Source organism: Deltaproteobacteria bacterium, from assembly GCA_016930875.1.
GTDB lineage: Bacteria > Desulfobacterota > Desulfobacteria > Desulfobacterales.
In genome coordinates, this window is the sequence record JAFGFW010000047.1 from 17,267 (window position 1) to 36,928 (window position 19,662).

A 19,662-nucleotide genomic window follows, 5' to 3' on the forward strand; every position below is an offset into this window, starting at 1 on the left:
GGTGCAGGGATTTGAACCTTGCCAGAACATCTGTTTTGCTTTTTATTTCAATAGGTTTATTTTTTAATTTTCTCTTTTGGTTGTAATTTGGTTGTAGTGCCTTTTGGTTTTCGTCCCGCCATCCTTTCCAGATTGTCCATAAAGATCTGTCCATAATGGCGCGTTGTGCTCTCGTTCTTGTGGCCCACAAAGGCCCCCGCTTCGGCGTAGGAATACCCCAGCTCCAAGAGTTCACAGACAGCATGCCCCCTTGTAGCATTTTTCAATTGCAGATGAGGGAGACCCGCTTTCTTTTGAGCTGTCCTCCATCAGTAGTCAATCTCCCGGCGCGTGTACGGCTTGCCTGTTTTTTTATTCCAGAACACAAAGGAATGGTCTAGGCGAGGAGGAACGGACTTGATCACATCCTCCAGGTACGGCGTGAGGAATGTCGGGTGATCGCTGTCGCTTTTGGCTCGGTCAATGAGGACCTCGCCATTTTCACCATCAACGAACGTGCGACGTATCTCAATGATAGGGCTTTTCCAGTCAATGTCATGGCGTTGCAAGGCCCGTGCTTCCGACTGCCTGCATCCTGTGGCCCGCAAGAACTCAAATACGGGCCTGTCGTGGGGACTCATCTGTTCAAGCGTTTTGGAAAAGTCGTCTCCGCCCATCATGTGCGTTGATCTTCTCGGCTTCGGCCTTTCCTTTTGGGCCTTTTTGCGGAGATCCTTCATTCCCGTAAAGTGAGGAACGGCGCCCTTGAGGATTTCCTCCTCTTTGCACCATCTGAGGACCCCCTCCACATCGCTCACGATGTTGAGCCGTGTCTTTGCTTTCAATGTGGAAGGGAGTTGATCATGAAACTGTCTAAAATGAATGTTCTGGATCTGTTTCACGTCCATGCCGGAAAAGAAGGGCAGGAAATACAGTTTCCAATATCGGCGTTTGGTTTTTATGGTGGAGGGAGACATCTCGTCTCTTTTGACAATTGACAGGCACGCCTTGAAATACGTTTCCTGGAGGTTTTCAAAACTATGAGGTTTCTCCTCGATCCAGTCAAAAGGACTGAATGCCTTATCATCGATGAGCGCCCTCAGATATTCAAGATGCCTGTGTGCATGGGCCTCACTTTCAAACCTGTCTCCGTTCCTGTCGAATTTGAACTGCCAGTTTTTCTTTCGCCCCGAGCCGTCCAGGCGATCCCAGGGAATCACGACATAAAAAATTGATCTCTTTTTCCCTTGGTTGATACGAATCCACCCAAGCATGCATACCACCTCCCTTCCAGGAGGCCCTGTACCATTTTGAGTAGGACTGGTCAACGTCATGGGCGGTCCGTCACCCGTGCCGGTTTGCTATTTTCTTTAAAAATTGTCTGTAAGTGCCCATAATCAGGATCGGAAATGCTTCCCAACCGACTATCGAAAACATTTTGAAGGTATCCTGTAATGGCGTTTGATTTGCTTAGGTTTTCTTGCGATTTTAGCGAGTTACCATGGATTTTTTGGGTGTCCGAAAACGGAACAAGTTCCTTTTTCGGGCATTCCTACTTGCTCCTGCTTGTCGGCTGGTCGTTAACGGAACGAGTTCCGTTTCCGACCGCCCTAAGTACTCTCTTTTCTTAATTTAGGTGGCCCAAATCGACACAGTGCCGTTTTGGGCCACCCATGGGATTATATTTTCAACCAGACTATCGTTGGGATACCCCATTTTTTGGTGGGGCTGCTATCCGAGATCTGCCCATATGTTGGCTGAACACATCCATGCTGTCCCTGTCATAGCCCAATTCAACCTTGAGAACTCCTTTGGCTTCCCGAGTCCCGTTTGTTCTGCTCTTGACCTGCTATCCGCTCTGGGTTTCTTCTAAAAGCCTGTCCGCAAAGGAACTCTACGAAAGGCTTGAACCCCGCGGTTTGAGCGTAAGCATGCCTTACAACCTTGGAGTGTGCGATGAGGCCGCCCCTGCACTTTTGGTGAGATCATGTCTGTTTTTGCCCTTGTGATGAATGAATCTGTTCTTGTCATGGAAAACACCTCTCTGCTCATGCGAATTGAGGTGCCAAGCCCCCGATCTTAAAAGGTCAATGCGATTGATCCACTCGCTATCTGAAATAGCGTCCCGGCACTGCCTGAAGACAACGCAAACAGGATGATGCAGATCCATAATTCGCTATATGAGAACACGCCGAAACGTGAAAAAAGGAGGTCAGGACAAGCATTGCTGCTTGTCTATTTGAGTGTTGGAATTCTCTGGTTTCTGGCTACTTTGGTTGGATTTTCAATGGGTTGTCTTGTGATTGATATCTTTCTTTGTTTCGGACCTGCCTTACGAATGATTGATTCTATAAATCCAGCATGTTGCGATTTCTAAACCCGCCTGAAAGCCGTAGCCGTCAGTTTTGTGCTTCGCCGTCAAACTGACGGCCACTACATCCTGCCTGGCATCACGCATCAATACAAAAACCTCGATCGCAATTCGCATCCTGCCTCCACTTCAATCAAAACATACTTGTAGTCCATGGTTTCCCTTGGCTGCTTTCTTACACCGCGTGCGCTGGTTGGCCTCCGCAATCAGAGCAAGTTGCCGCATGAGCCGCCACCATTTCCGAAAGCTCGAAAAGTGGCCCGTTGCCACGCTGGTCGTTCTTGGGGCGGTTGCGAGGGCGATCCCGCAAGCTCCGTTGTTCCGCGCCTATTCCGGTTATGGGGCGGACCACTGCCATTCGTGTTTGTAAATGCCGGAAAACAACGATGGCATTCTCTATCTAAATAATAGGGAAATGGTGAAATCGGCGGGGCTCAGCTGTTTAGGAAAAGGCCGGAGATGCGACGGATTTGCAGAAAGGTGACCAGGATATGCAAGCGAGGTGTCCTCAAGGTAACCATGTGGTGTCCTTAACGTAACCATATAGTCACCTTTGTATGCGGATTGCCGCTCCTTGCAGTTGTTGTCGTCTTACCGCTTCGTTGCGAGCCGCTGAGCCTGGACTTTGCCCAACACCTATGTGATCCACTCTGTCTCGGTTGTGATGTGCGGGTGAAATCTATAACTTGTTAATTACGGACAGTCGCACGCGATCACGACTCATCTCTCTCTGGCGAAATTTTCCATCTCCATTTAAGATCTTGAAAATATGCCGGTTCTAGTGGCGGAGGTATAATCGGCCCATAATCAGTTTGAGCTTCGTTGTTGCCAGTCATCTCTGATGGGCTTGACAGCCCCGCCACCGGTGATACAAATAAGACAAAACCTGAAGCTGGTGATTATCCGCCAGGAACACACTGAAACGGAGGTTCCTCCTGAAATATAGAGATAAATTGTGTTCCGCAAAAGACATCCAATATCAAGATGATGCGGAATCAGGTGTTCCGTCCGATTATAGATCGAGCCTACAAGAAGAATGACACCATGCATGACGATGGGTTGAAAGATGGCCCGTGGTTTACCAAAGGGACCTACATGAACCAAATGCTTCACTGCGGTGGACGTTACAACGGATGGGTTCAACATGCTATAGAGTGCCTCCCACCGGCCGTGCTGGACCAATACAAAGACTCCCTCGTTTTCATAAGCACCGGTGAGTCCGATGGCTGTCGCGTCGCGCGGGCACTCTGTGAGAGCAGGGAGATCATCATTCTTTCAGAGCGGATCCTCCCTCGAAAAGGGATGAACGAAGCCGATCCGGCGGTCCGGTACTCCATATTCGCGGTCTTTCACGAGGTCGCCCATGCATACCTGAAGCATCGGTCACCGATGTTCGACGGGATCACTCCTGAAAAAAACGCAGCCCAAGAAACAGAAGCCGATGCTTTGGCTCTCCGGTGGTATAATGATTACGTAACTGAAAAGGGGAATCCAGACCTGCCGCAGCTCACGATAAATGAGATAGAGGGAGCAAGGGAGAAGAATCAGGCAGAAATGGAGGCACATTATGAATGCTCGAACTAACCGCTCCACCGGACGAACTCCAGTGCTGGTGAGCCTCCGGCCACGCGGTGAGTAGCGCCGGTGGGCGTTGGAGGATCCGTGACAATTCACATGGAGCGTCGAATGCTTTACATTCCTGTACTTCATATCGACACCAATCTTATCAACGCGCGGCAGAAGCTAGAGGCGGTAAACCAACTTGAACGTTGGTACGCGAATGGAGTCATACTGATCAATATGTCGGCCACAGCCCATGCAGAAGCACAAGCAGATGGCAATGAGTTCCGGACGGGAAAGGCCAATCAACAAATTTTTACCGCTACCCCGGCCATCGATGATAGCGATCCAACATTCAAGCGAGTCGAAGCTGCCTTGTTCCCTCAAGGTGCTGTGGGCGAGAATCAACGAAACGATATAAAAATTGTCTGTGAGGCGGCTAAGTACAGGGCTATCCTTGTTACTGGCGACGGTGCATCAAAGTCTCAGCCGGGAGGCATTCTTGGTAATCGCCATAAGTTGCGGGACCTTGTTCAGATCATGTCACCCGATCAAGCGGTCATCTTCGTACGTTCTAAGATTCGCGAGCGCGATGAGTTCAACGAACAGGTAGCTAGGGAGATTGGTGGTAAACTTCCGTCTTGGACGGGCAAAGATTGAAACGACGCCTAACAGGCCCATGGGCTTACAACCACGTTCGGAGCCGATGATGGAACCCGACGAAGAGAGAGTTAAGATTTACCTCGAAGGTAAGGGGCTTACGGCGGAACGCTTTTCCAAGGCGGAAACGCGCACTGGAAAGACCCCAGATTTTCGAGTATCACGAAATGGCGAATTTTTATTCTTTTGCGAGGTCAAATCAAGCCCCGAAGATCGGTGGCTTGATGAACAATTGCGTGAAGCTTCTCCTGGTGAGCTGGCCGGTGGCGCAAGGAATGATCCAATATTTAACCGGCTTACAACGGATGTTCATGAGGCTGTGAAACAGTTTGACGCAGTAAACAAAGACCAAAAATATCCAAACGTTCTTGCGCTCGTAAATCACGACGATATGTGCGGATTCAACGATCTATTGGGTATATTTACTGGAAACTTCTACGCCAATGATGGAACGGCTCACCCGATTTACAGGCAGTTCTCGCATGGCCGTATTAGAGACGAAAAGGGAAGGGTCCATCTGTTTCTTTGGCTGGATGACCACAAACCTGATCGTTTATTATTCAGTCAGACAAATGAAACCCATCATAAAAAATTGTGCACCGTGTTTGGTATTAACCAGAATGAGATCAAACAAATCGGCACCTAATAATGCCATCAACACACACAGCAAAAGGTGGCGCGACAAAGAAGGATGATGTGATGACACAGACAACAAGAACGCTCGCATTACTGTATGCGACATTGCTCCTTCTCATCGTAGCGAGTTCGGCGCATGCTCAGACTGCGCAGGAAATCGCCAAGGAGGCATTCGGCTCAACCGTTCTCCTCGTCATGGAAGATACCAGATGTTGATTTTGTTCGCTACTCCGGCACTATTCCATCGGGGCTTGCGAGGCGGGTTGCCAGTGAGGTAGACGGGAGCGTCCAAAAGTTGACCACGCCGGACCTGCCCGTCCTATCTCAGAAACCTAGCACAAAGGTGGAAATACGGATTCTTGACTTCAGTATAGTCCATTAGGTGGAAACGCCTAACAATGCGCTACTCGTGCCTGGGTAGGCCCGGGCGGCCCGACCGGGACGTTGGCGCAAAATGTGAAAAACGTATGCCGCGGCATGCGTCCCCTCACATTGGGCGTCTTTCTCCGAGTGAATGGATTTGTTTCAAAAGGAAGCCTGCCATTATTGGATTCGCTCGCTACGCCGCAGTCCGCTTTTTCTGATCCGATGGCCTGTAGTCCCGGGATTTACACGACAACCGTTGGAAAATAGAGTCGGTTTGGAAAAGCTTGAACAGGAGGCTCTGGGGGCAGGGAGCAGAACAGGTACGCCTTGGCTGAGACAAAAACCGTTGTTTGCATAAGTTTTCTGTGTTACCCTAAATACTTAGATTTATTGTTAGGAGGTTGAAGGGACATGGAACAATTAGTGGTGGAAGTTCCGGAAGGCCTTGTAAAAGAATTGGAGGCCTACAAAGGGAATCTCGGTGAAGTCCTTGCTCTGGGCCTGCGACAGATAAAAATGCAGCAGGCCCTTGTACTGTTCAGAGAGGCAGGCGTTTCCCTTTGGAAGGCAGCTCGTATAGCTGGGGTTTCCTTACGAGAGATGACCCAATACGCCGTGTCTCAGGGCCTGCGGGCCACTTGTGATGATAAAACGCTGGAAGAGGAGCTGGCGTGATCATCGTTAGCAATGCAGGTCCCCTAATAGCCATGGGCAAGCTGGGACAGCTTGGGCTTTTGTTGAAGCTGTATAAACAAATCCTTATTCCCCGTGAAGTCTACAATGAAGTGGTTGTAAATGGCATCAGGATAGGAGCCTCCGACGCCTCTGCCATTAAACGTATCGTGGATAAAGGGCGCATATTGGTGGAAGACGTCATCCTTTCGGAAGAGGAGCGCCAATCCATGAATAATATTGATGCCGGGGAGGTAGAGGTTATTGCCTTAGCAAAAGAGAAAAAAGCGAACTGGGTGCTGATTGACAATGAGCACGCCCGCAAGATAGCCCGGCTGCAAGGTTTGCCCCTCAAAGGAACAATCGGAATTCTGGTTGAAGGTTTCAGAAAGGGTTTTCTCAGCCAGGAGGAGTTCGAACTCCTTATTGCCGAGATTCAGGCCCGACCGGAGCTATGGATCAGCGACCGACTTTGCGACTACGCATTGCGAAAAGTCAAAAATGAAGCCGGAATATAACCCGCACTTCATACGTCATTCCTAAAAATGCCATCGGCAACCGCCTCGCCACTGTCTCCAATTTGGTTGTAATTTGGATCTAGTTGAAATCACGCACGAAAAAAGGGACAACCCTTGTCTCATCCGTATGGATAAAGGATTCTCCCTTAAAAGAGTTAACTTATTGTCTTTATAAGAAAAGATGGTGGCGGTGCAGGGACTCGAACCCCGGACACTGCGGATATGAGCCGCATGCTCTAACCGACTGAGCTACACCGCCAATGAGAGTATCACTGGTTCTCCTGCGCCTCTGGGATTGTCAGATCGTAGCTTATGATAGCGCTTTTTGGCTTGACTACGAGAGATGCCCCCCTGCTCATGACCACTGCGGCCACTATTTCTTCCTCGCCGTCGTTATCAAAATCCGCAATGGCAAAGTCGCTAACATAGCCATGGATCTTGCGAGCCTTCCAGTTCAAGGCCAGCCCCAACCCGTCCCATGACAAGGAGACAATCTCAGCGCTTGAGTAATTTCGAAATCGTTTAAACAGCCTCGATCCCGTACGGACATAATGAATAACACCTTGTATTTTCTTAGTCAAGGGCAACTCCACAGCAATGGTACTTGACCACTGGGGCATAGGTCTGATAGCTTTATTCTGTAACATCGGGTTCTTCCCACACAGTCCGGTGCGTTTTCAATCACTGGGGAAGAAGGCTTTTTTCCCCAGGCGATATTAATTATGCCGAGGCAGCGTGGCCAGCTATTTGTGATTAGACAAAGTTTTTGTCAAGAACAGAAAGATCCGGCCAACAATCACAAATATCTGGCCGCTACGAGAGCCTGTGCCAACAAAAACAGATATCGCCTTCCAGAAAAAGCCTTCTTCCCCAGTGATTACGGTAACCATACAGCCCGCGCTTTCTTGGGAGTCGCACAGTGTGCGGTTTTGGAGGGGACATGAGATATCCTTGCTCAGGGGTCATATTGTCTGGTGGCTTGAATAGCCGAATGGGAGGCCAGAACAAGGCCTTTCTTTCCGTGGGGCATCAGCGGATCCTGGATCGCCTTTTCAATACGTTTGACGGCCTTTTTGAAGAGGTGTTGCTGGTTACCAATGATCCGCTTCAATATCTGTCATGGGACGCGTTGATCGTGAGCGATCTTTTCCCTGTCCGCAGTTCCCTCACCGGCATCCATGCAGGTCTGTTTCATGCCTCGGCGCCTCATATTTTTGTCACGGCCTGTGATACGCCCTTTTTGTCAAGGCCGCTGATCAAGCGCCTGCTTGAAGAGATCGAGCCTAAGTGGGATGTGATCATACCGGTCACCGCGGAGGGCCGCCAACCGCTTTGCGCTATCTATTCGAAGCGCTGCATGAAGCCGATTGATGATCAACTTGAGAATCAAGACCCGAAAATCATCAGATTCTTCCCAAAGGTTAAAGTCAAGGCGGTGTCTGATGCACAGATCAGAGCCGCAGATCCAGACCTGCTTTCATTTTTTAACATCAACACTCCGGACGAGTTGGCGATAGCTGAGAAAATTTTTGCAGAAAGCATTTCAGGAGGTGATAAGCCATGAGCGGAGTCTTGGAAGAAGACCATCGTCCGTGGGGCTACTACCAGGTTCTTTCGGACGAGCCAGACCACAAGGTCAAGCGGATCGTTGTCTATCCCGGCAAACGTTTGAGCCTGCAGCGACATCAACGCCGGGCTGAACATTGGTACCTCTTGAAGGGGGAAGCCATTGTGAGACGGAACGATGAAGAAGTATATCTCGTAGCTGAGCAGTCAATTGATATTCCACGGGGCGCTGTTCACCGTGTTGGGAACCCCGGAACTGAGGATATGGCCTTTATTGAGGTCCAGACTGGTGACTATTTTGGGGAAGACGATATTGAACGGCTGGAGGATGATTTCGGAAGGGAATGAAAGCTGGTGATAGACGAGAAGAGCCGTGTGACCGCAGAGTCAGGGAGATTGCATATGGAAGAAGATGAGTTGGATCTAGTCGTCGTCATTATGGCCGGAGGGGCGGGGACAAGATTCTGGCCCTTGAGCACGGACCAACGACCGAAACAGTTTCTGAATCTTTTCGGTGGCCGCACGTTGCTGCAAAAGAGCTTTGATCGCATTTCGAATCTCGTCCCTGCTGAGCGTGTGCTGGTGTTAACGAACGCGGCCTTTGTTTCTATGATAAAGGACCAGCTTCCCGAGATTCCGGCCGAAAATATTATCGGGGAACCCATGAGGCGGGATACGGCTGCTGCTGTCGGGCTAGCTGCGGTGCTGTGTCGAAAGCGTTTTGGCAACCCGGTCATCGTCACACTGACGGCGGATCATCTGATCGAACCTGTTTCTCTATTCCAGAAGACCCTGCTTTCAGCGGCCCGCAGAGCAGCTAACGATAATGTCCTCTACACATTCGGCATTGAGCCGACCTTCCCGGCTACCGGGTACGGGTATTTGGAACGGGGCAGTCGTGTTCTTGATGATGACGGGATCGAACACTTCCAACTCCTGCGCTTTAAGGAAAAACCTGAACTGGAAACCGCCCGCGAGTATTTGAAGTCCGGCAGGTTCTATTGGAATTCCGGTATGTTTGTATGGACGGCGGATACGATCCTAAAAGAGATGGAGACGCACTTGCCAGACCATGCCAAGGCCCTGTCCCGTGTTGCCGCCTTTGATAAGACGCCTGAATGGAATGATGCCCTCAGGGCATCATTCCATTCGATTCCTCGTGTTTCCATTGATTTTGGCGTCATGGAGAAGGCGCAAAAGGTGTGTTGTGTGGCATCCGGGTTTTCGTGGGACGATGTTGGAGGCTGGTTGGCGCTGAAAAGCTATCTGCCAAAGGATGAAGCAGGAAACTGCTTTAGAGGGAAAGCTATAACGCTCGATGCAACCGATAACGTGCTCTTTTGCGAAGACCCCGAAGAAACCGTTATGCTCATCGGGGTCAAAGACCTTGTGGTCGTTAGGGCCGGAGCTGGGCTCCTCATTGTCCATAAGAACAGAACAGAGGATATTAAGAAATTGGTGGAGGCAATGTAAGGCAATGACAAATAAAAAAGCTCAAATGCTTGGCATCACGCGAATATTGAAGCTGAAAGACCAAACCTGAAAACCGCACGTCCGCATTCTCCATCGCTCATCTTTTTGTCTTTTTCGTCTTACCTTTTGCCTTTGAGCTTTGGGTTTTGAGCTTTGAGCTTGCCTCCATCGCCTTTTTCGCCTCCTTTTCAGCCTTTTCTTTATAGGCTTTGAGCACATCATCCTTCATCTTGACCTTGTCTGCCCCAAAGATGGCACTTTGGAGCCAGTCAAAACCAAACTTGAGCAAGGCGGCCTCATCGGTTTTAATCTTTTCCAGGACATCCTTTTCAACATCGTATTTGTCCAGGAAAGTGCTCTCAAATATGAGACGTTTGAGCTTGTCTACATTGGAGCTCATCATGAAGAAGATGCTCCGGCTTTGTTCGCTGAGTTCCATCTGAAACGCGAAGGATTTTTTTCTCAACATGAACTCCATCCAGCCCTTGTTGATCTCGTCGTATAGTTCTACGCCCTGGTCTTTGCGCCATTCGCTTACGGTCCACTCCTTATCCGCTTGATGGCCAAGACAATGGGATTCCCTGACCATGAAATAGAAATCTTCCCCGGTGGGCTGGATTTCTTGTTCCCTGAACGCAGCCATGCCCAGAGGATAGTAGCGGCACGTTACAGGGCGGTCTTCATATATGGTGCACCCCTGTGGCGTGAGAAAGGGGCAGCTTTTTTTGTCGTCGTCGAGCATTTTCAGTGTGACCACTGGAAGCTGAGTTCTCGATAGCATCTCCGGCTTTGTGTATATGGCCAGGAACTGATCACAGGTGAGTCCAAGTCTGTTTTTCATCCGCACGATGTCGTACGGTGTCAGGATCAAATTGAGGTCACTGCAACAATGGGTATAACATTCCTTACCCTTGTGGCAGGCGAAATTGAATTTGGTGTCTGGTTTGTATTTCCGTGGCTCAATCCCGTCTTGATATGTTTCACCAGGGTTTTTCATATAGCATCCTTTCTTGCCTGCAAAAGGCTGGGCACAAGATGAGTTTTCAGGGCTATATCATCTGCCCACAACTATTACCACGTGAAGTCGTGGTGTCAATCCTTACCCTGCACCTTTTCGCTTGAGGCAAGATGCGAGTATTCCTGAAATTCCTGCAATACTCAATAGATACAGGAACCCCGGTGTTTTTTGGAAACAAGTTGACTTTTGAAAGCAGAGTATTATGTTAAACATACAAGAATTTGTTTTTTCAAGTGGCGAAGCCGCGTTCTATGAAATCGCGCAAGCGATTTTTTGATAGGAGGTCAAACATGGCAATTCTTACACGAGAAGACGTGTACAACAAGATGGTCAGTCAAAAGAAACCCGTGTGCCCGCATTGCGGCCAGGAGATGGTCATATGGGAATGCCCGCCAGTGAACTTTTCAGACGGCTTGGGTTGGGGCACGCCCTATCTTTACGTGTGTTTCAATGATAATTGCCCCCCCTTTGTTCAAGGCTGGAAGGATATCATGGACAACTATGCAACGGCGGCTTCTTACCGATGTATATGCGATCCCATGTCAGGAGTAATAAATTCCATGGTGGTTTACAGCCGCGAAGGAGCCTCAGGAGGTATTATTGATGAAGAGGTCAGGGCGAGAGAAGAGGCGCTGAAAGTTGCGAAGAAAAAGGGGCTGGAGGATCTTGACGCCTTGTTTGAGGCTCGGGATGCCAATTCCATACTCAAGGTACTCCTAGCTGATGACACCCTGCCACCGGTCGGGTTTAAGGCGGCTGAAATGATAGGGGAAATTGGGGAACTGGATGTCATTGAGCCTGTCCGGAACCATGTCTTTAAGAATCAACCAGTAAAAGAAAAGGTTGAGGCCAGCATTGAGATGATCCACCAACGAAACTACACCAAGGAATGTCCCTTCTGTGCCGAGATCATCAAGGCACGAGCCATTGTGTGCAAACACTGTGGCAAGGATTTGCCTGAAGTCAAAACCGCATAGCGCAGGGAGTGTTATGCGCTATGCGCTTCAGTTTCCTTTGGACATTGATGTTCATCTCATCGTAGGAGCGGAAGATGATCTTTTCTCGCTCCAGCCTTTTTTCAGGAAAAGGCTGGAGATCTATCTCCTTCATCCGTTGCATGCTTTGATCTTTGGAAGGAATGGCCTCCAGGCCATGCGCTAGTAGCTCTCCGGTGACTGTGTCGAGCAATTCCGCCTCCTTTCCGTCCGTGACCACGGAAAATGGGATCTGATACACATCCAGCAACCTGGCCGCGGCCAGCGTTTCTCTTTGCCTTGATCCCAAGGAACCCGGCACGCATTTGATGACCATGAACCTTTTCTCCTGAAGACGGACAACAAGATCCACGCTGGAACGGACCTCCTCATCGCCAATAGTGAACCTCAGCTCAGCGTCCACCTCAATGTGATCTTTACCGTACCCTTTTGTCTCTACCAGGAAACGCTCCACCTGCTGTCGTATTTCTTCTGCCCCGATATTCGGGACTTCCTTTCCTGTGACAAAATCAATAAGCACATCGTAAGGTTTGGACTTTTGCAGCATTGTGAACTCCTTGTTGGTTGAATAGGCGAGTAGTCGAATGGTTGAGTAGTACTGAACCATTTGACCACTTAACCACTCAACGACTTGTGGCAGCTACTGGTTTGATCTCTTCCTTCAACAGACAGCAGGCAATCTTATACCTAGGCTTCCCCTGTTTGTCATAGTTCAGGTTGCCGGGCTGAATGAGCCTGTTCATGACGCAACCTTCCGGAATAGACAGCTGAAACAGATTTGTTTCATTTATGGGAGGCCTTGGAGAGAGCTTGTTTTTTTCAAAGACATAGGAATGGAGCGGGAAATCTTCGCACAGGGGACACTGATATACCCTGCCGTTGGGAAATATGAAAAAGTTTTCGGCTACCAGCGCCGCGCATTCAAAGCATTCTGACTTTTCCAGAAATACCTTGGGATAGGTGACGTGTATGCCGAGACGAGCAGCATCTGCCGCCACCGCGGGTACGACATCGACCCATTGTTCTCGTGTGAGTTGAAGGCTATGTTCTTTGTCCTGTGCTGATTTTCCTCGAATCCCAACGACCTGTATGAAGAATCTGTCAATGCCGAGCGTTCTTAGCAGGCTTGGCATGTTTTTTACATCACGGATGTTCAATTGGTTTACCGTATAGATAACGCTAACCTTGAAATTTTTTGTAAGAGCCTCTCTCATGCCGGCAAGACACTTGTCGTAACTCCCTTTGCCGCGAATGAGGGCGTTGACCTCCTCACACGAACCGTCCAGCCCTACGCTGAAATAGTCGAGTTCTTCCGGGGTCACCTTGTCCAAGATTCGGTTAAAAAAGAACCCGTTCGTGTCCACGGTGATTGAGGCATATCCCATCTTTCTCGCCGCCTTGATACAAAGGTCAAGGTCAGGGTGCAGGGTCGGTTCGCCGCCTATCAAAATGAGGTTGGAGGCCTTTTCCTCACGCAGCAAGGCCTTTAGCCACTTTTCTATGGTTTCGACAGGCAGTGTTTGTCTGCCATGCTGCTCAGGGTTAATGTAGCAGTGCCTGCACCTGAGGTTACAGCGGGTTAGTATATGGAAGAATATGTTTCTTGCGTTTTTCTGAAAGGAGACGGTTTTTTCCACGGAAACTCCCAAAGCCCTTGTGTGCCGGATTCTTGTGGGTTATTATCACCAAGGGATAAAACAAGCAATGAAATACATAGAAAGTATACACAAGGATGACTTGCTTGCAAAAAGGCTTCGTGATGGGGAAACATTCTCATTTCGCTGTCACGAAGGCCTGGCATGTTTTACGCAATGCTGCCGGAACTTAAATTTGTTCTTGTATCCTTATGATGTGTTGCGCCTTAAGAACCGACTCAACATGTCTTCTGATCAGTTTCTGGATAAATATGTAGATGTAGTGTTGCGAGAATCAAATTACTTTCCGGACGTATTGCTCCGCATGGCCGAAAATGATCAGAAGACATGCCCTTTTTTGGCGGAAGCCGGGTGCATGGTTTATCCGGATCGACCTGACACGTGTCGCACTTTTCCTCTTGAACAGGGCATTATGTTTCAAGGGCCAAAAGGCAAGGCCAGTGATGTGTACTTTTTCAAACCACCGGATTTTTGTCTTGGACAGTATGAACCACAAGAGTGGACAGTAGAAAGCTGGGCAGAAGACCAGGGGGCGGGCATTTATCATAAAATGACAGCCAGATGGGCAGGAGTGAAAGGGCTGTTTCAGTCTGATCCCTGGGGGGCGGAAGGTGCCTATGGCCCAAAAGCAAAGATGGCCTTCATGGCCACGTACAACCTTGATAGATTTCGCGACTTCCTTTTTCACAGCACCTTTTTGAAGAGGTACAAGGTGAAGTCCGAAGTGACAAAAAAGATTAGAACAGACGACGTGGAATTGATGAAATTCGGTTTTGGTTGGGTAGAATATTTTGTATGGAGGATTAAAACGCCATATCTAAGGCCCAGGTGATCAGGCCGGAGGATTGGCCCCTTGGGCCTTGAGGTTGGAGGGGAGATAAGACGTTGGAGGTTGGAGGCAAGAAAAGGTGTTTCTGTTTTTGCCTCCAACCTTAAGTGCCGGTAACGGGACGAGCCTCACACCTCAAACGGAACGAAGTGAGATGCCTCAACGTCAAAAGCCAAGCGCTCTTCCAACCTCTAACATGACACCGATAGCTCTTCGTTTGTGGCATGTTCAGCAAGGAGAGTCCCTCTGAGGTAATTATTGTTAGGATCGGAGAAGAAGTCTTTGAACAGCCTGAGGCTTTCGTGCCTCAGAACACCTTGTACAATGGCAACCTTCATCTCCCTGTAAAAAGGGTTAAGTCTCGTCAGGTCCAGCTTGGCGCCCCCTCCCAGAACATCTTCATAGGCATACACAATAGTTCTAATGCCGTTTACGATGAGGGCGGAATAACACATAAGGCAAGGTTCTAAAGTCGAAAACAGAGCGACCTTTGATCTGTCGACTTGTTGTTCCAGGTCAATTAATCTGCGCAGGGCCAACATTTCAGCATGGTCCAGTTCGTTATGTTTGTCCGGGGCGCTGTGACGCCGTGTGCCTGTGACAAGGACCCTATCGTCATATACCATCACACACCCCACGGGGAATTCCCCAATGCTGAGCGCCTGCCGTGCCTCTTCAATAGCTTTTCCCATGAAGAATTCGTAGTCCATAGTGAGCGGCTTCCTCGCTTTGACCCAAATAGCTGTCCAATGTCGTTGACTAGTACCGTCAATACTGACCGACACTTTATTGCTGCAGCATCGGACCCGGAGTAATGGACACATGACTTGACGATAACAAATCCAATTATCTTGGATGCTACCGCTCTAATAACTCATAACTCCGGATAAAGCAAAGCGACAAAAGCCCGCATTATACCTTTACAAATCCTTGTTCATGTGCAATAAGGAAATCATTCCTTTCCGCTTGCAGTTCCATGCGAATTATTTGAGAGGAGTCTCAATCAATGGTCGTGTCGAGGGCCTTGAAGAGGCCACGACTCTATAAGGTTGCATCCATACGGGAAGAGATCGAGGCGCGTGAGAGGGAGTACCTTTCTTCATGTGCCTGTTTGAGCAGCGAGTCCAGGGGAAGGGCAACCTATGAAAAACCCTGTCCCATCCGTACGGAATTTCAACGGGACCGCGATCGCATTGTCTATTGCAATGCCTTCAGGCGTCTCAAACACAAGACCCAGGTTTTTTTGTCACCGCTGGGAGACCACTACCGCACAAGGCTGACACACACCTTGGAGGTCTCTGAGATTGCACGTACCATTTCCAGGGCCTTGAAGCTGAACGAGGATTTGACCGAAGCCATAGCCCTTGGCCACGACTTAGGACACACGCCCTTCGGACACGGCGGCGAGGTTGTCCTAAAGGAGATCAGCGCAGAGGGTTTCTCTCACCCGGAACAGAGCGTAAGGGTCGTTGATGTGCTGGAAAGAGGCGGGCGAGGTCTCAACTTGACCTTTGAGGTTCGTGACGGGATCCTGAAGCATTCAAAGGGATACGGAGCGGTCCTGCCGGAGGAGCCCAATGACATACCTGTGACCGTTGAGGGCATGGTAGTGCGCTTTGCCGATATAATGGCCTATCTCAATCATGACTTGGATGATGCCATCCGAAGCGGAGTTATCCACACTGAGGACATTCCGGGACTGTGTGTGGAAGTGCTGGGCAGTTCCCATCCTGAGCGTGTAAGGATCATGATAAACGACCTTGTGACATCAAGCCGGATTGAGGATGGGAAGATGCACCTTGTCCTGAGTCAATCGGTTTCAGAGGCCATGGCTTCTCTCAGGCAGTTTCTCTATGACAATGTCTACCGTTCTGATCAGGTACACAGAGAGTTTGTAAAGGCCAAGAAAATCTTGTCCGAGCTTTTCTATTATCTGCTGGAAAACCAGGAGGTCTTTGAAAAAGAAATCAAGAAAATGGAGATGGGAGGCTTTCCGCCTGGCACGACCCAGGAGCGGAAGGTCTGTGATTTTGTTGCCAGCATAACCGACCGCTATGCCTTGAATCTTTACGAAGAGATCTTTTTCCCATCCCCACTTGTTTAATAAGGAAGCACTTATGGAAGAACCACGATACATATCGTATGAAGAGGCAAAGAAAATTGTGGCAGAAGTCGTAGAGATGGAGCACCCCACCGCGGACGGGAAGCGAATTTTCAATGTGTACGATCACCGAGGGGCGTCAATCTGTTGGTTTGATGCTGACGAAGTGGAGGCTGAGGTGGAGGCCCAGGAGTTTGAAGAGATCAAAGAACATATATTGAAGTTTATTCCAGAGTGGGTAGTGTAGGAGGCTGTGTTTCGGCTCTGGGGTGTAATACTTGCAGCACAAGCGTGCCTATATTTCTGGAGGACATAATGGCGGGCCCCCAGAGCCGAAAACAGTTAGCCTGTTCCGTAAATTGCTGACGGGAAATAGAATCGTAACTTCATATAAGATGTTTAGCACGTCCAAAAGCCATTGTCAAGCATATATTGTGGTCCATCCAAAAAAAAACGCAATATATAGTATCTTCGTGGCATCCTCTGTTATCTTCTGCTACTCAATCACTCCTTTTGGCATTGGCTCAGAATATTCTCCGCCCAGCATATAGCCTCCGTCAACCCTGAGCACGCTGCCGGTCATGAAAGATGCATCCCGAATGATAAAAAGCGCCGCTTTTACAACATCTTCGATACGACCCAGTCGCCGCAGGAGAGTGTGATCAATGATCTCTTGGCGTTGGCTTTGGGTGAGCAGGCCCCACCCTCGGGTTTCAGGGCCATGGCGCGTTTCAACCAGGCCGATCATGAGCTCATTGACCCTCACTTCAGGCGCAGCTTCTCGCGCCCAGGTCTCGGTAAAAGACGATACGGCCCTGTTAGCGGCTGCGTAACCGTCGTTGAAGACCCTGCCCGCTGGCCCGCTTCTGCCAACGAGCCCGGCAATGGATGAGATGTTGACCACGACACCGTCGCCGGAGGCCTTCAAGTGGGGGAGAGCCGAGCTGTAGACCCACCATTTTGCCCGAAGCGTGGTGGCCAGCTCCAGGTCCCATTGTTCCCGGACATAAGGACCGTGGACGACGGGCCACCCGCCACGCTCAATGTTGTTTATAAGGATATCAAGGCGGCCGAGTCTGTCGATGACCTTATCAGTCATGGAGGGAATTTCGTCTGTGTCGAGGAGGTTTATCCTGATTGCGAGATGCTCGGCCCCGGCCTGTTCAAAATCATGGTTCATCTGCTTCAAATGTTCTTCCCAATCATAATAGGTCAGGGCCACCTTCACGCCTTCTCTGGCCAAGGCAAGCCCGATCCCTTTGCCAATTCCCTTGATGGCGCCCAGTACCAGGGCTACTTTTCCCTTAAGTTCCATTTGGCTCTCCAAAGAGGGTACGCTTTGTCCATTCAATACCAAATCGCATCAATGCCACATCGTCTTCTTGGATGTTTTGACCTACAGTCTTCTCAACTGATGAGGTATCCCAAAGCCTCTTTTCAAATGCAAAGTCCTTGAATCTGTCCAGGTCGTAGCAGGCCATGTAAAAGAGATCATTCTCTTCCCTGGTTAATTCCTTTTTCCCACTCCGGTTTTTCAGTGACAAGATGTCCATCATCAGGTCACTCATATCGTTATGGGTTTCCAGTTGCTGGTTTTTCTTCCACTCTCTCATTGTCCATTGCTTTGACTCATTAAAGCCAAGACAGTGGGCCTCTCTGATAAGGAAATAGCGCTCCTTGCAGGGTTGGTCCCCACGTTTTCTGTAAGCAAGGCGGCCGAGGGGATACGTGCGGCAAGAACCGGGGCGATCTTCATAGACTGTGCAGCCGGCTGGACTTACAAAAGGGCAATTCAGGTCTTCATCCGCCAACATTTTGAGCGATACCACCGGCAGCCCGCTTCTTGGCCCAATATGACACACGGTGTATTGACTCAAGAACTGGTGAGAAGAAAGTTTAAGCCTGTTCTTGAGACGCAGGATGTCATAGGGTGTCAGGAACTGATTCAGATCACGACAGCAATGATTAAAGCAGGCAATGCCGGGGTGGCAAGAAAACCGGAACGTGTCATCCATGGTGAGTTCTTGAAAGTTCTCCATAGGCATCTGCTGTTGCCCCACAACGTCGATTTTTTTCCATTGTACGAGAATTCGGTTTTCGTTTACCATTTTGATTGGTCCAAAGTCAATAAGATGGACGTCAGATCAATAGTCCGAGGTGATCGGTTTCCGGTATCTACGGGTTTTGGGTATCTGGCCGAGATGGGCCAGGATTTTTTTTGTGCTTCCTGTCTGTTTTTCCACAAGAATACCCTAAAAAGGCCTTGACAAGATGGCCCTATAGTGATACTCAGGAGAGACTTTCTGGGGGACAGTACAATCTATTGAATTTCTTTACAAAATTCCCCAACCTTCTTCGTGCCGAAGCGGTATTCTAGGAACGAGTAGAAACGAATATGACAGGTGTCAAACCGTGGCGAATCAGATGAATCCGGGGTTGCAACGTGAGTTCAACGCTGTGGGTTTGAGTTGTCAATACTTCGTCTTTTCTTCCTTTATTGGGAAAATTAGTGGATACGTTTACCAGCCGGATTGTGAAAGCGCGCGATTAGTTATGGCTGCGCATTTTGGCGCCGGCAAAGTGTCTCTCAAACCGTGAGAGCCATCTTTACAGTGATGGGGTATGTTTGAAGAAAAATTAGTTGAAAGGGGGGATGTGAGGACAGGTGCGTATTAGACGCGAGATACTGAACCACATGAGAGCATGTGGAAGGATCTCTCATCAGGAGTAATCAAAAAAATCAATTTTAGGAGGTAGATCAATGCCAAGTTTTGTAATTCAAGAAAAATGTGATGGCTGCAAGGGCGGGGATAAGACTGCTTGCATGTACATCTGCCCCAATGACCTCATGGTCCTGGACCCAGTGGCCATGAAAGCCTATAACCAGGAGCCCGACCAGTGCTGGGAGTGCTTTTCATGTGTCAAGATCTGCCCCACCCAGGCTATAGAGGTGAGAGGCTATTCTGACTTCGTTCCCCTCGGCTCCAGCATTATGCCGATGAGAGGCAGCGAGGATGTCATGTGGACCTGCAAGTTCAGAAATGGCATGATCAAGCGTTTTAAGTTCCCCATCCGGACCACACCGGAAGGTGCGGCTAATGCGTATGAAGACCTGAAGGGTAAGGATCTTGACTCCGGCTTGCTTTCTACCGAAGAAGCCGCCGGCATGACGCTGCCCACTCCTAAGCTCTAGAAGTTCGAGCCTGTCAGGGGACGTTTGATCAAACAAAGAACTTATCATTAACATTAAGGAGGATACGGAT

The 19,662-nt window shown here is 49.3% G+C and carries 22 protein-coding genes and 1 tRNA gene; 14 read left to right on the forward strand and 9 right to left on the reverse strand.

Annotation, left to right across the window (positions count from 1 at the left end):
• Positions 1-308: 308 nt before the first annotated feature.
• Positions 309-1,253, reverse strand: coding sequence for a hypothetical protein (locus JW883_04610; GenBank protein ID MBN1841552.1), 945 nt, complete (start codon positions 1,251-1,253; stop codon positions 309-311).
• Positions 1,254-3,349: 2,096 nt separating this feature from the next.
• Between JW883_04610 and JW883_04615 the strand changes: the two genes are divergently transcribed.
• The 6 genes from JW883_04615 to JW883_04640 all read left to right on the forward strand — a co-directional run bounded on the left by JW883_04615 (position 3,350) and on the right by JW883_04640 (position 6,762).
• Positions 3,350-3,934 carry a hypothetical protein gene (locus tag JW883_04615; protein MBN1841553.1) on the forward strand — a complete coding sequence of 195 codons (585 nt, stop codon included), beginning with the start codon at positions 3,350-3,352 and terminating at the stop codon, positions 3,932-3,934.
• A gap of 78 nt (positions 3,935-4,012) precedes the next feature.
• Entirely contained in the window at positions 4,013-4,570 is a 558-nt protein-coding gene (locus JW883_04620; protein MBN1841554.1) for a hypothetical protein, read from the forward strand.
• A gap of 49 nt (positions 4,571-4,619) precedes the next feature.
• Entirely contained in the window at positions 4,620-5,216 is a 597-nt protein-coding gene (locus JW883_04625; protein ID MBN1841555.1) for a hypothetical protein, read from the forward strand.
• Positions 5,217-5,269: 53 nt separating this feature from the next.
• Positions 5,270-5,422, forward strand: a complete 153-nt coding sequence (locus JW883_04630; GenBank protein MBN1841556.1) for a hypothetical protein — start codon at positions 5,270-5,272, stop codon at positions 5,420-5,422.
• A gap of 561 nt (positions 5,423-5,983) precedes the next feature.
• Positions 5,984-6,247: a UPF0175 family protein gene (locus JW883_04635; GenBank protein ID MBN1841557.1), complete on the forward strand. Its 264-nt coding sequence runs from the start codon at positions 5,984-5,986 to the stop codon at positions 6,245-6,247.
• Complete coding sequence (locus tag JW883_04640; protein ID MBN1841558.1) at positions 6,244-6,762, forward strand: DUF3368 domain-containing protein; 519 nt, start codon at positions 6,244-6,246, stop codon at positions 6,760-6,762. The genes JW883_04635 and JW883_04640 overlap by 4 nt, the downstream gene beginning before the upstream one ends.
• Positions 6,763-6,944: 182 nt before the next feature.
• Here the strand turns inward: JW883_04640 and JW883_04645 are convergent.
• Both JW883_04645 and JW883_04650 read right to left on the reverse strand, forming a co-directional pair.
• Positions 6,945-7,021 (reverse strand) — tRNA-Met (locus tag JW883_04645).
• Between the two features lie 10 nt (positions 7,022-7,031).
• On the reverse strand, positions 7,032-7,409 hold the full coding sequence (locus JW883_04650; protein ID MBN1841559.1) for a hypothetical protein: 378 nt from the start codon (positions 7,407-7,409) through the stop codon (positions 7,032-7,034).
• Between the two features lie 293 nt (positions 7,410-7,702).
• Here JW883_04650 and JW883_04655 point away from each other — a divergent pair, with 293 nt between their 5' ends.
• The 3 genes from JW883_04655 to JW883_04665 are packed head-to-tail and all read left to right on the forward strand — an operon-like array spanning position 7,703 to position 9,801.
• Positions 7,703-8,326, forward strand: a complete 624-nt coding sequence (locus JW883_04655) for a molybdenum cofactor guanylyltransferase (protein MBN1841560.1) — start codon at positions 7,703-7,705, stop codon at positions 8,324-8,326.
• Entirely contained in the window at positions 8,323-8,676 is a 354-nt protein-coding gene (locus JW883_04660; protein MBN1841561.1) for a phosphomannose isomerase type II C-terminal cupin domain, read from the forward strand. Before JW883_04655 ends, JW883_04660 begins: the two co-directional genes overlap by 4 nt.
• Before the next feature lie 54 nt (positions 8,677-8,730).
• The gene (locus JW883_04665; GenBank protein MBN1841562.1) at positions 8,731-9,801 is read left to right on the forward strand and encodes a mannose-1-phosphate guanylyltransferase; all 1,071 of its coding nucleotides are present in this window, start codon (positions 8,731-8,733) and stop codon (positions 9,799-9,801) included.
• A gap of 97 nt (positions 9,802-9,898) precedes the next feature.
• Here the strand turns inward: JW883_04665 and JW883_04670 are convergent, their stop codons facing one another.
• Positions 9,899-10,798, reverse strand: a complete 900-nt coding sequence (locus tag JW883_04670; protein MBN1841563.1) for a YkgJ family cysteine cluster protein — start codon at positions 10,796-10,798, stop codon at positions 9,899-9,901.
• A 311-nt stretch (positions 10,799-11,109) separates the two neighbouring features.
• Between JW883_04670 and JW883_04675 the strand changes: the two genes are divergently transcribed.
• The gene (locus tag JW883_04675; protein MBN1841564.1) at positions 11,110-11,796 is read left to right on the forward strand and encodes a zinc ribbon domain-containing protein; all 687 of its coding nucleotides are present in this window, start codon (positions 11,110-11,112) and stop codon (positions 11,794-11,796) included.
• Here JW883_04675 and JW883_04680 read toward each other — a convergent pair.
• Both JW883_04680 and JW883_04685 read right to left on the reverse strand, forming a co-directional pair.
• Positions 11,783-12,361, reverse strand: coding sequence for a type I restriction enzyme HsdR N-terminal domain-containing protein (locus tag JW883_04680; protein MBN1841565.1), 579 nt, complete (start codon positions 12,359-12,361; stop codon positions 11,783-11,785). The genes JW883_04675 and JW883_04680 overlap by 14 nt on opposite strands.
• A 76-nt stretch (positions 12,362-12,437) precedes the next feature.
• The gene (locus JW883_04685) at positions 12,438-13,451 is read right to left on the reverse strand and encodes a radical SAM protein (GenBank protein MBN1841566.1); all 1,014 of its coding nucleotides are present in this window, start codon (positions 13,449-13,451) and stop codon (positions 12,438-12,440) included.
• Positions 13,452-13,518: 67 nt separating this feature from the next.
• Between JW883_04685 and JW883_04690 the strand changes: the two genes are divergently transcribed.
• Positions 13,519-14,301, forward strand: coding sequence for a YkgJ family cysteine cluster protein (locus JW883_04690; GenBank protein ID MBN1841567.1), 783 nt, complete (start codon positions 13,519-13,521; stop codon positions 14,299-14,301).
• Between the two features lie 188 nt (positions 14,302-14,489).
• On the opposite strand, the gene JW883_04695 is transcribed toward JW883_04690, so the two are convergent.
• Entirely contained in the window at positions 14,490-15,008 is a 519-nt protein-coding gene (locus tag JW883_04695; protein MBN1841568.1) for a nucleoside deaminase, read from the reverse strand.
• A 296-nt stretch (positions 15,009-15,304) separates the two neighbouring features.
• On the opposite strand from JW883_04695, the gene JW883_04700 reads away from it, so the two are divergent.
• Together JW883_04700 and JW883_04705 are read left to right on the forward strand one after the other, a co-directional pair.
• Positions 15,305-16,402: a deoxyguanosinetriphosphate triphosphohydrolase gene (locus tag JW883_04700; GenBank protein ID MBN1841569.1), complete on the forward strand. Its 1,098-nt coding sequence runs from the start codon at positions 15,305-15,307 to the stop codon at positions 16,400-16,402.
• A gap of 13 nt (positions 16,403-16,415) precedes the next feature.
• Positions 16,416-16,646, forward strand: a complete 231-nt coding sequence (locus tag JW883_04705; GenBank protein ID MBN1841570.1) for a hypothetical protein — start codon at positions 16,416-16,418, stop codon at positions 16,644-16,646.
• 249 nt (positions 16,647-16,895) lie between these two features.
• Here the strand turns inward: JW883_04705 and JW883_04710 are convergent, their stop codons facing one another.
• The gene (locus tag JW883_04710) at positions 16,896-17,714 is read right to left on the reverse strand and encodes an SDR family oxidoreductase (protein MBN1841571.1); all 819 of its coding nucleotides are present in this window, start codon (positions 17,712-17,714) and stop codon (positions 16,896-16,898) included.
• Positions 17,704-18,444: a YkgJ family cysteine cluster protein gene (locus JW883_04715; GenBank protein ID MBN1841572.1), complete on the reverse strand. Its 741-nt coding sequence runs from the start codon at positions 18,442-18,444 to the stop codon at positions 17,704-17,706. Before JW883_04715 ends, JW883_04710 begins: the two co-directional genes overlap by 11 nt.
• A 716-nt stretch (positions 18,445-19,160) precedes the next feature.
• Between JW883_04715 and aprB the strand changes: the two genes are divergently transcribed.
• The gene (gene aprB / locus JW883_04720; GenBank protein ID MBN1841573.1) at positions 19,161-19,592 is read left to right on the forward strand and encodes an adenylyl-sulfate reductase subunit beta; all 432 of its coding nucleotides are present in this window, start codon (positions 19,161-19,163) and stop codon (positions 19,590-19,592) included.
• Positions 19,593-19,662: the final 70 nt, after the last annotated feature.

What these genes read in the sequence shown, in the direction of transcription:
- JW883_04610 (MBN1841552.1), bottom strand. Translation starts at nt 1,253, where the DNA reads ATGCTTGGGTGGATTCGTATCAACCAAGGGAAAAAGAGATCAATTTTT.
- JW883_04625 (MBN1841555.1), top strand. Translation starts at nt 4,620, where the DNA reads ATGGAACCCGACGAAGAGAGAGTTAAGATTTACCTCGAAGGTAAGGGG.
- JW883_04630 (MBN1841556.1), top strand. Translation starts at nt 5,270, where the DNA reads ATGACACAGACAACAAGAACGCTCGCATTACTGTATGCGACATTGCTC.
- JW883_04635 (MBN1841557.1), top strand. Translation starts at nt 5,984, where the DNA reads ATGGAACAATTAGTGGTGGAAGTTCCGGAAGGCCTTGTAAAAGAATTG.
- JW883_04650 (MBN1841559.1), bottom strand. Translation starts at nt 7,409, where the DNA reads ATGTTACAGAATAAAGCTATCAGACCTATGCCCCAGTGGTCAAGTACC.
- JW883_04655 (MBN1841560.1), top strand. Translation starts at nt 7,703, where the DNA reads ATGAGATATCCTTGCTCAGGGGTCATATTGTCTGGTGGCTTGAATAGC.
- JW883_04660 (MBN1841561.1), top strand. Translation starts at nt 8,323, where the DNA reads ATGAGCGGAGTCTTGGAAGAAGACCATCGTCCGTGGGGCTACTACCAG.
- JW883_04665 (MBN1841562.1), top strand. Translation starts at nt 8,731, where the DNA reads ATGGAAGAAGATGAGTTGGATCTAGTCGTCGTCATTATGGCCGGAGGG.
- JW883_04670 (MBN1841563.1), bottom strand. Translation starts at nt 10,798, where the DNA reads ATGAAAAACCCTGGTGAAACATATCAAGACGGGATTGAGCCACGGAAA.
- JW883_04675 (MBN1841564.1), top strand. Translation starts at nt 11,110, where the DNA reads ATGGCAATTCTTACACGAGAAGACGTGTACAACAAGATGGTCAGTCAA.
- JW883_04680 (MBN1841565.1), bottom strand. Translation starts at nt 12,361, where the DNA reads ATGCTGCAAAAGTCCAAACCTTACGATGTGCTTATTGATTTTGTCACA.
- JW883_04690 (MBN1841567.1), top strand. Translation starts at nt 13,519, where the DNA reads ATGAAATACATAGAAAGTATACACAAGGATGACTTGCTTGCAAAAAGG.
- JW883_04695 (MBN1841568.1), bottom strand. Translation starts at nt 15,008, where the DNA reads ATGGACTACGAATTCTTCATGGGAAAAGCTATTGAAGAGGCACGGCAG.
- JW883_04700 (MBN1841569.1), top strand. Translation starts at nt 15,305, where the DNA reads ATGGTCGTGTCGAGGGCCTTGAAGAGGCCACGACTCTATAAGGTTGCA.
- JW883_04705 (MBN1841570.1), top strand. Translation starts at nt 16,416, where the DNA reads ATGGAAGAACCACGATACATATCGTATGAAGAGGCAAAGAAAATTGTG.
- JW883_04710 (MBN1841571.1), bottom strand. Translation starts at nt 17,714, where the DNA reads ATGGAACTTAAGGGAAAAGTAGCCCTGGTACTGGGCGCCATCAAGGGA.
- JW883_04715 (MBN1841572.1), bottom strand. Translation starts at nt 18,444, where the DNA reads ATGCCTATGGAGAACTTTCAAGAACTCACCATGGATGACACGTTCCGG.
- aprB (MBN1841573.1), top strand. Translation starts at nt 19,161, where the DNA reads ATGCCAAGTTTTGTAATTCAAGAAAAATGTGATGGCTGCAAGGGCGGG.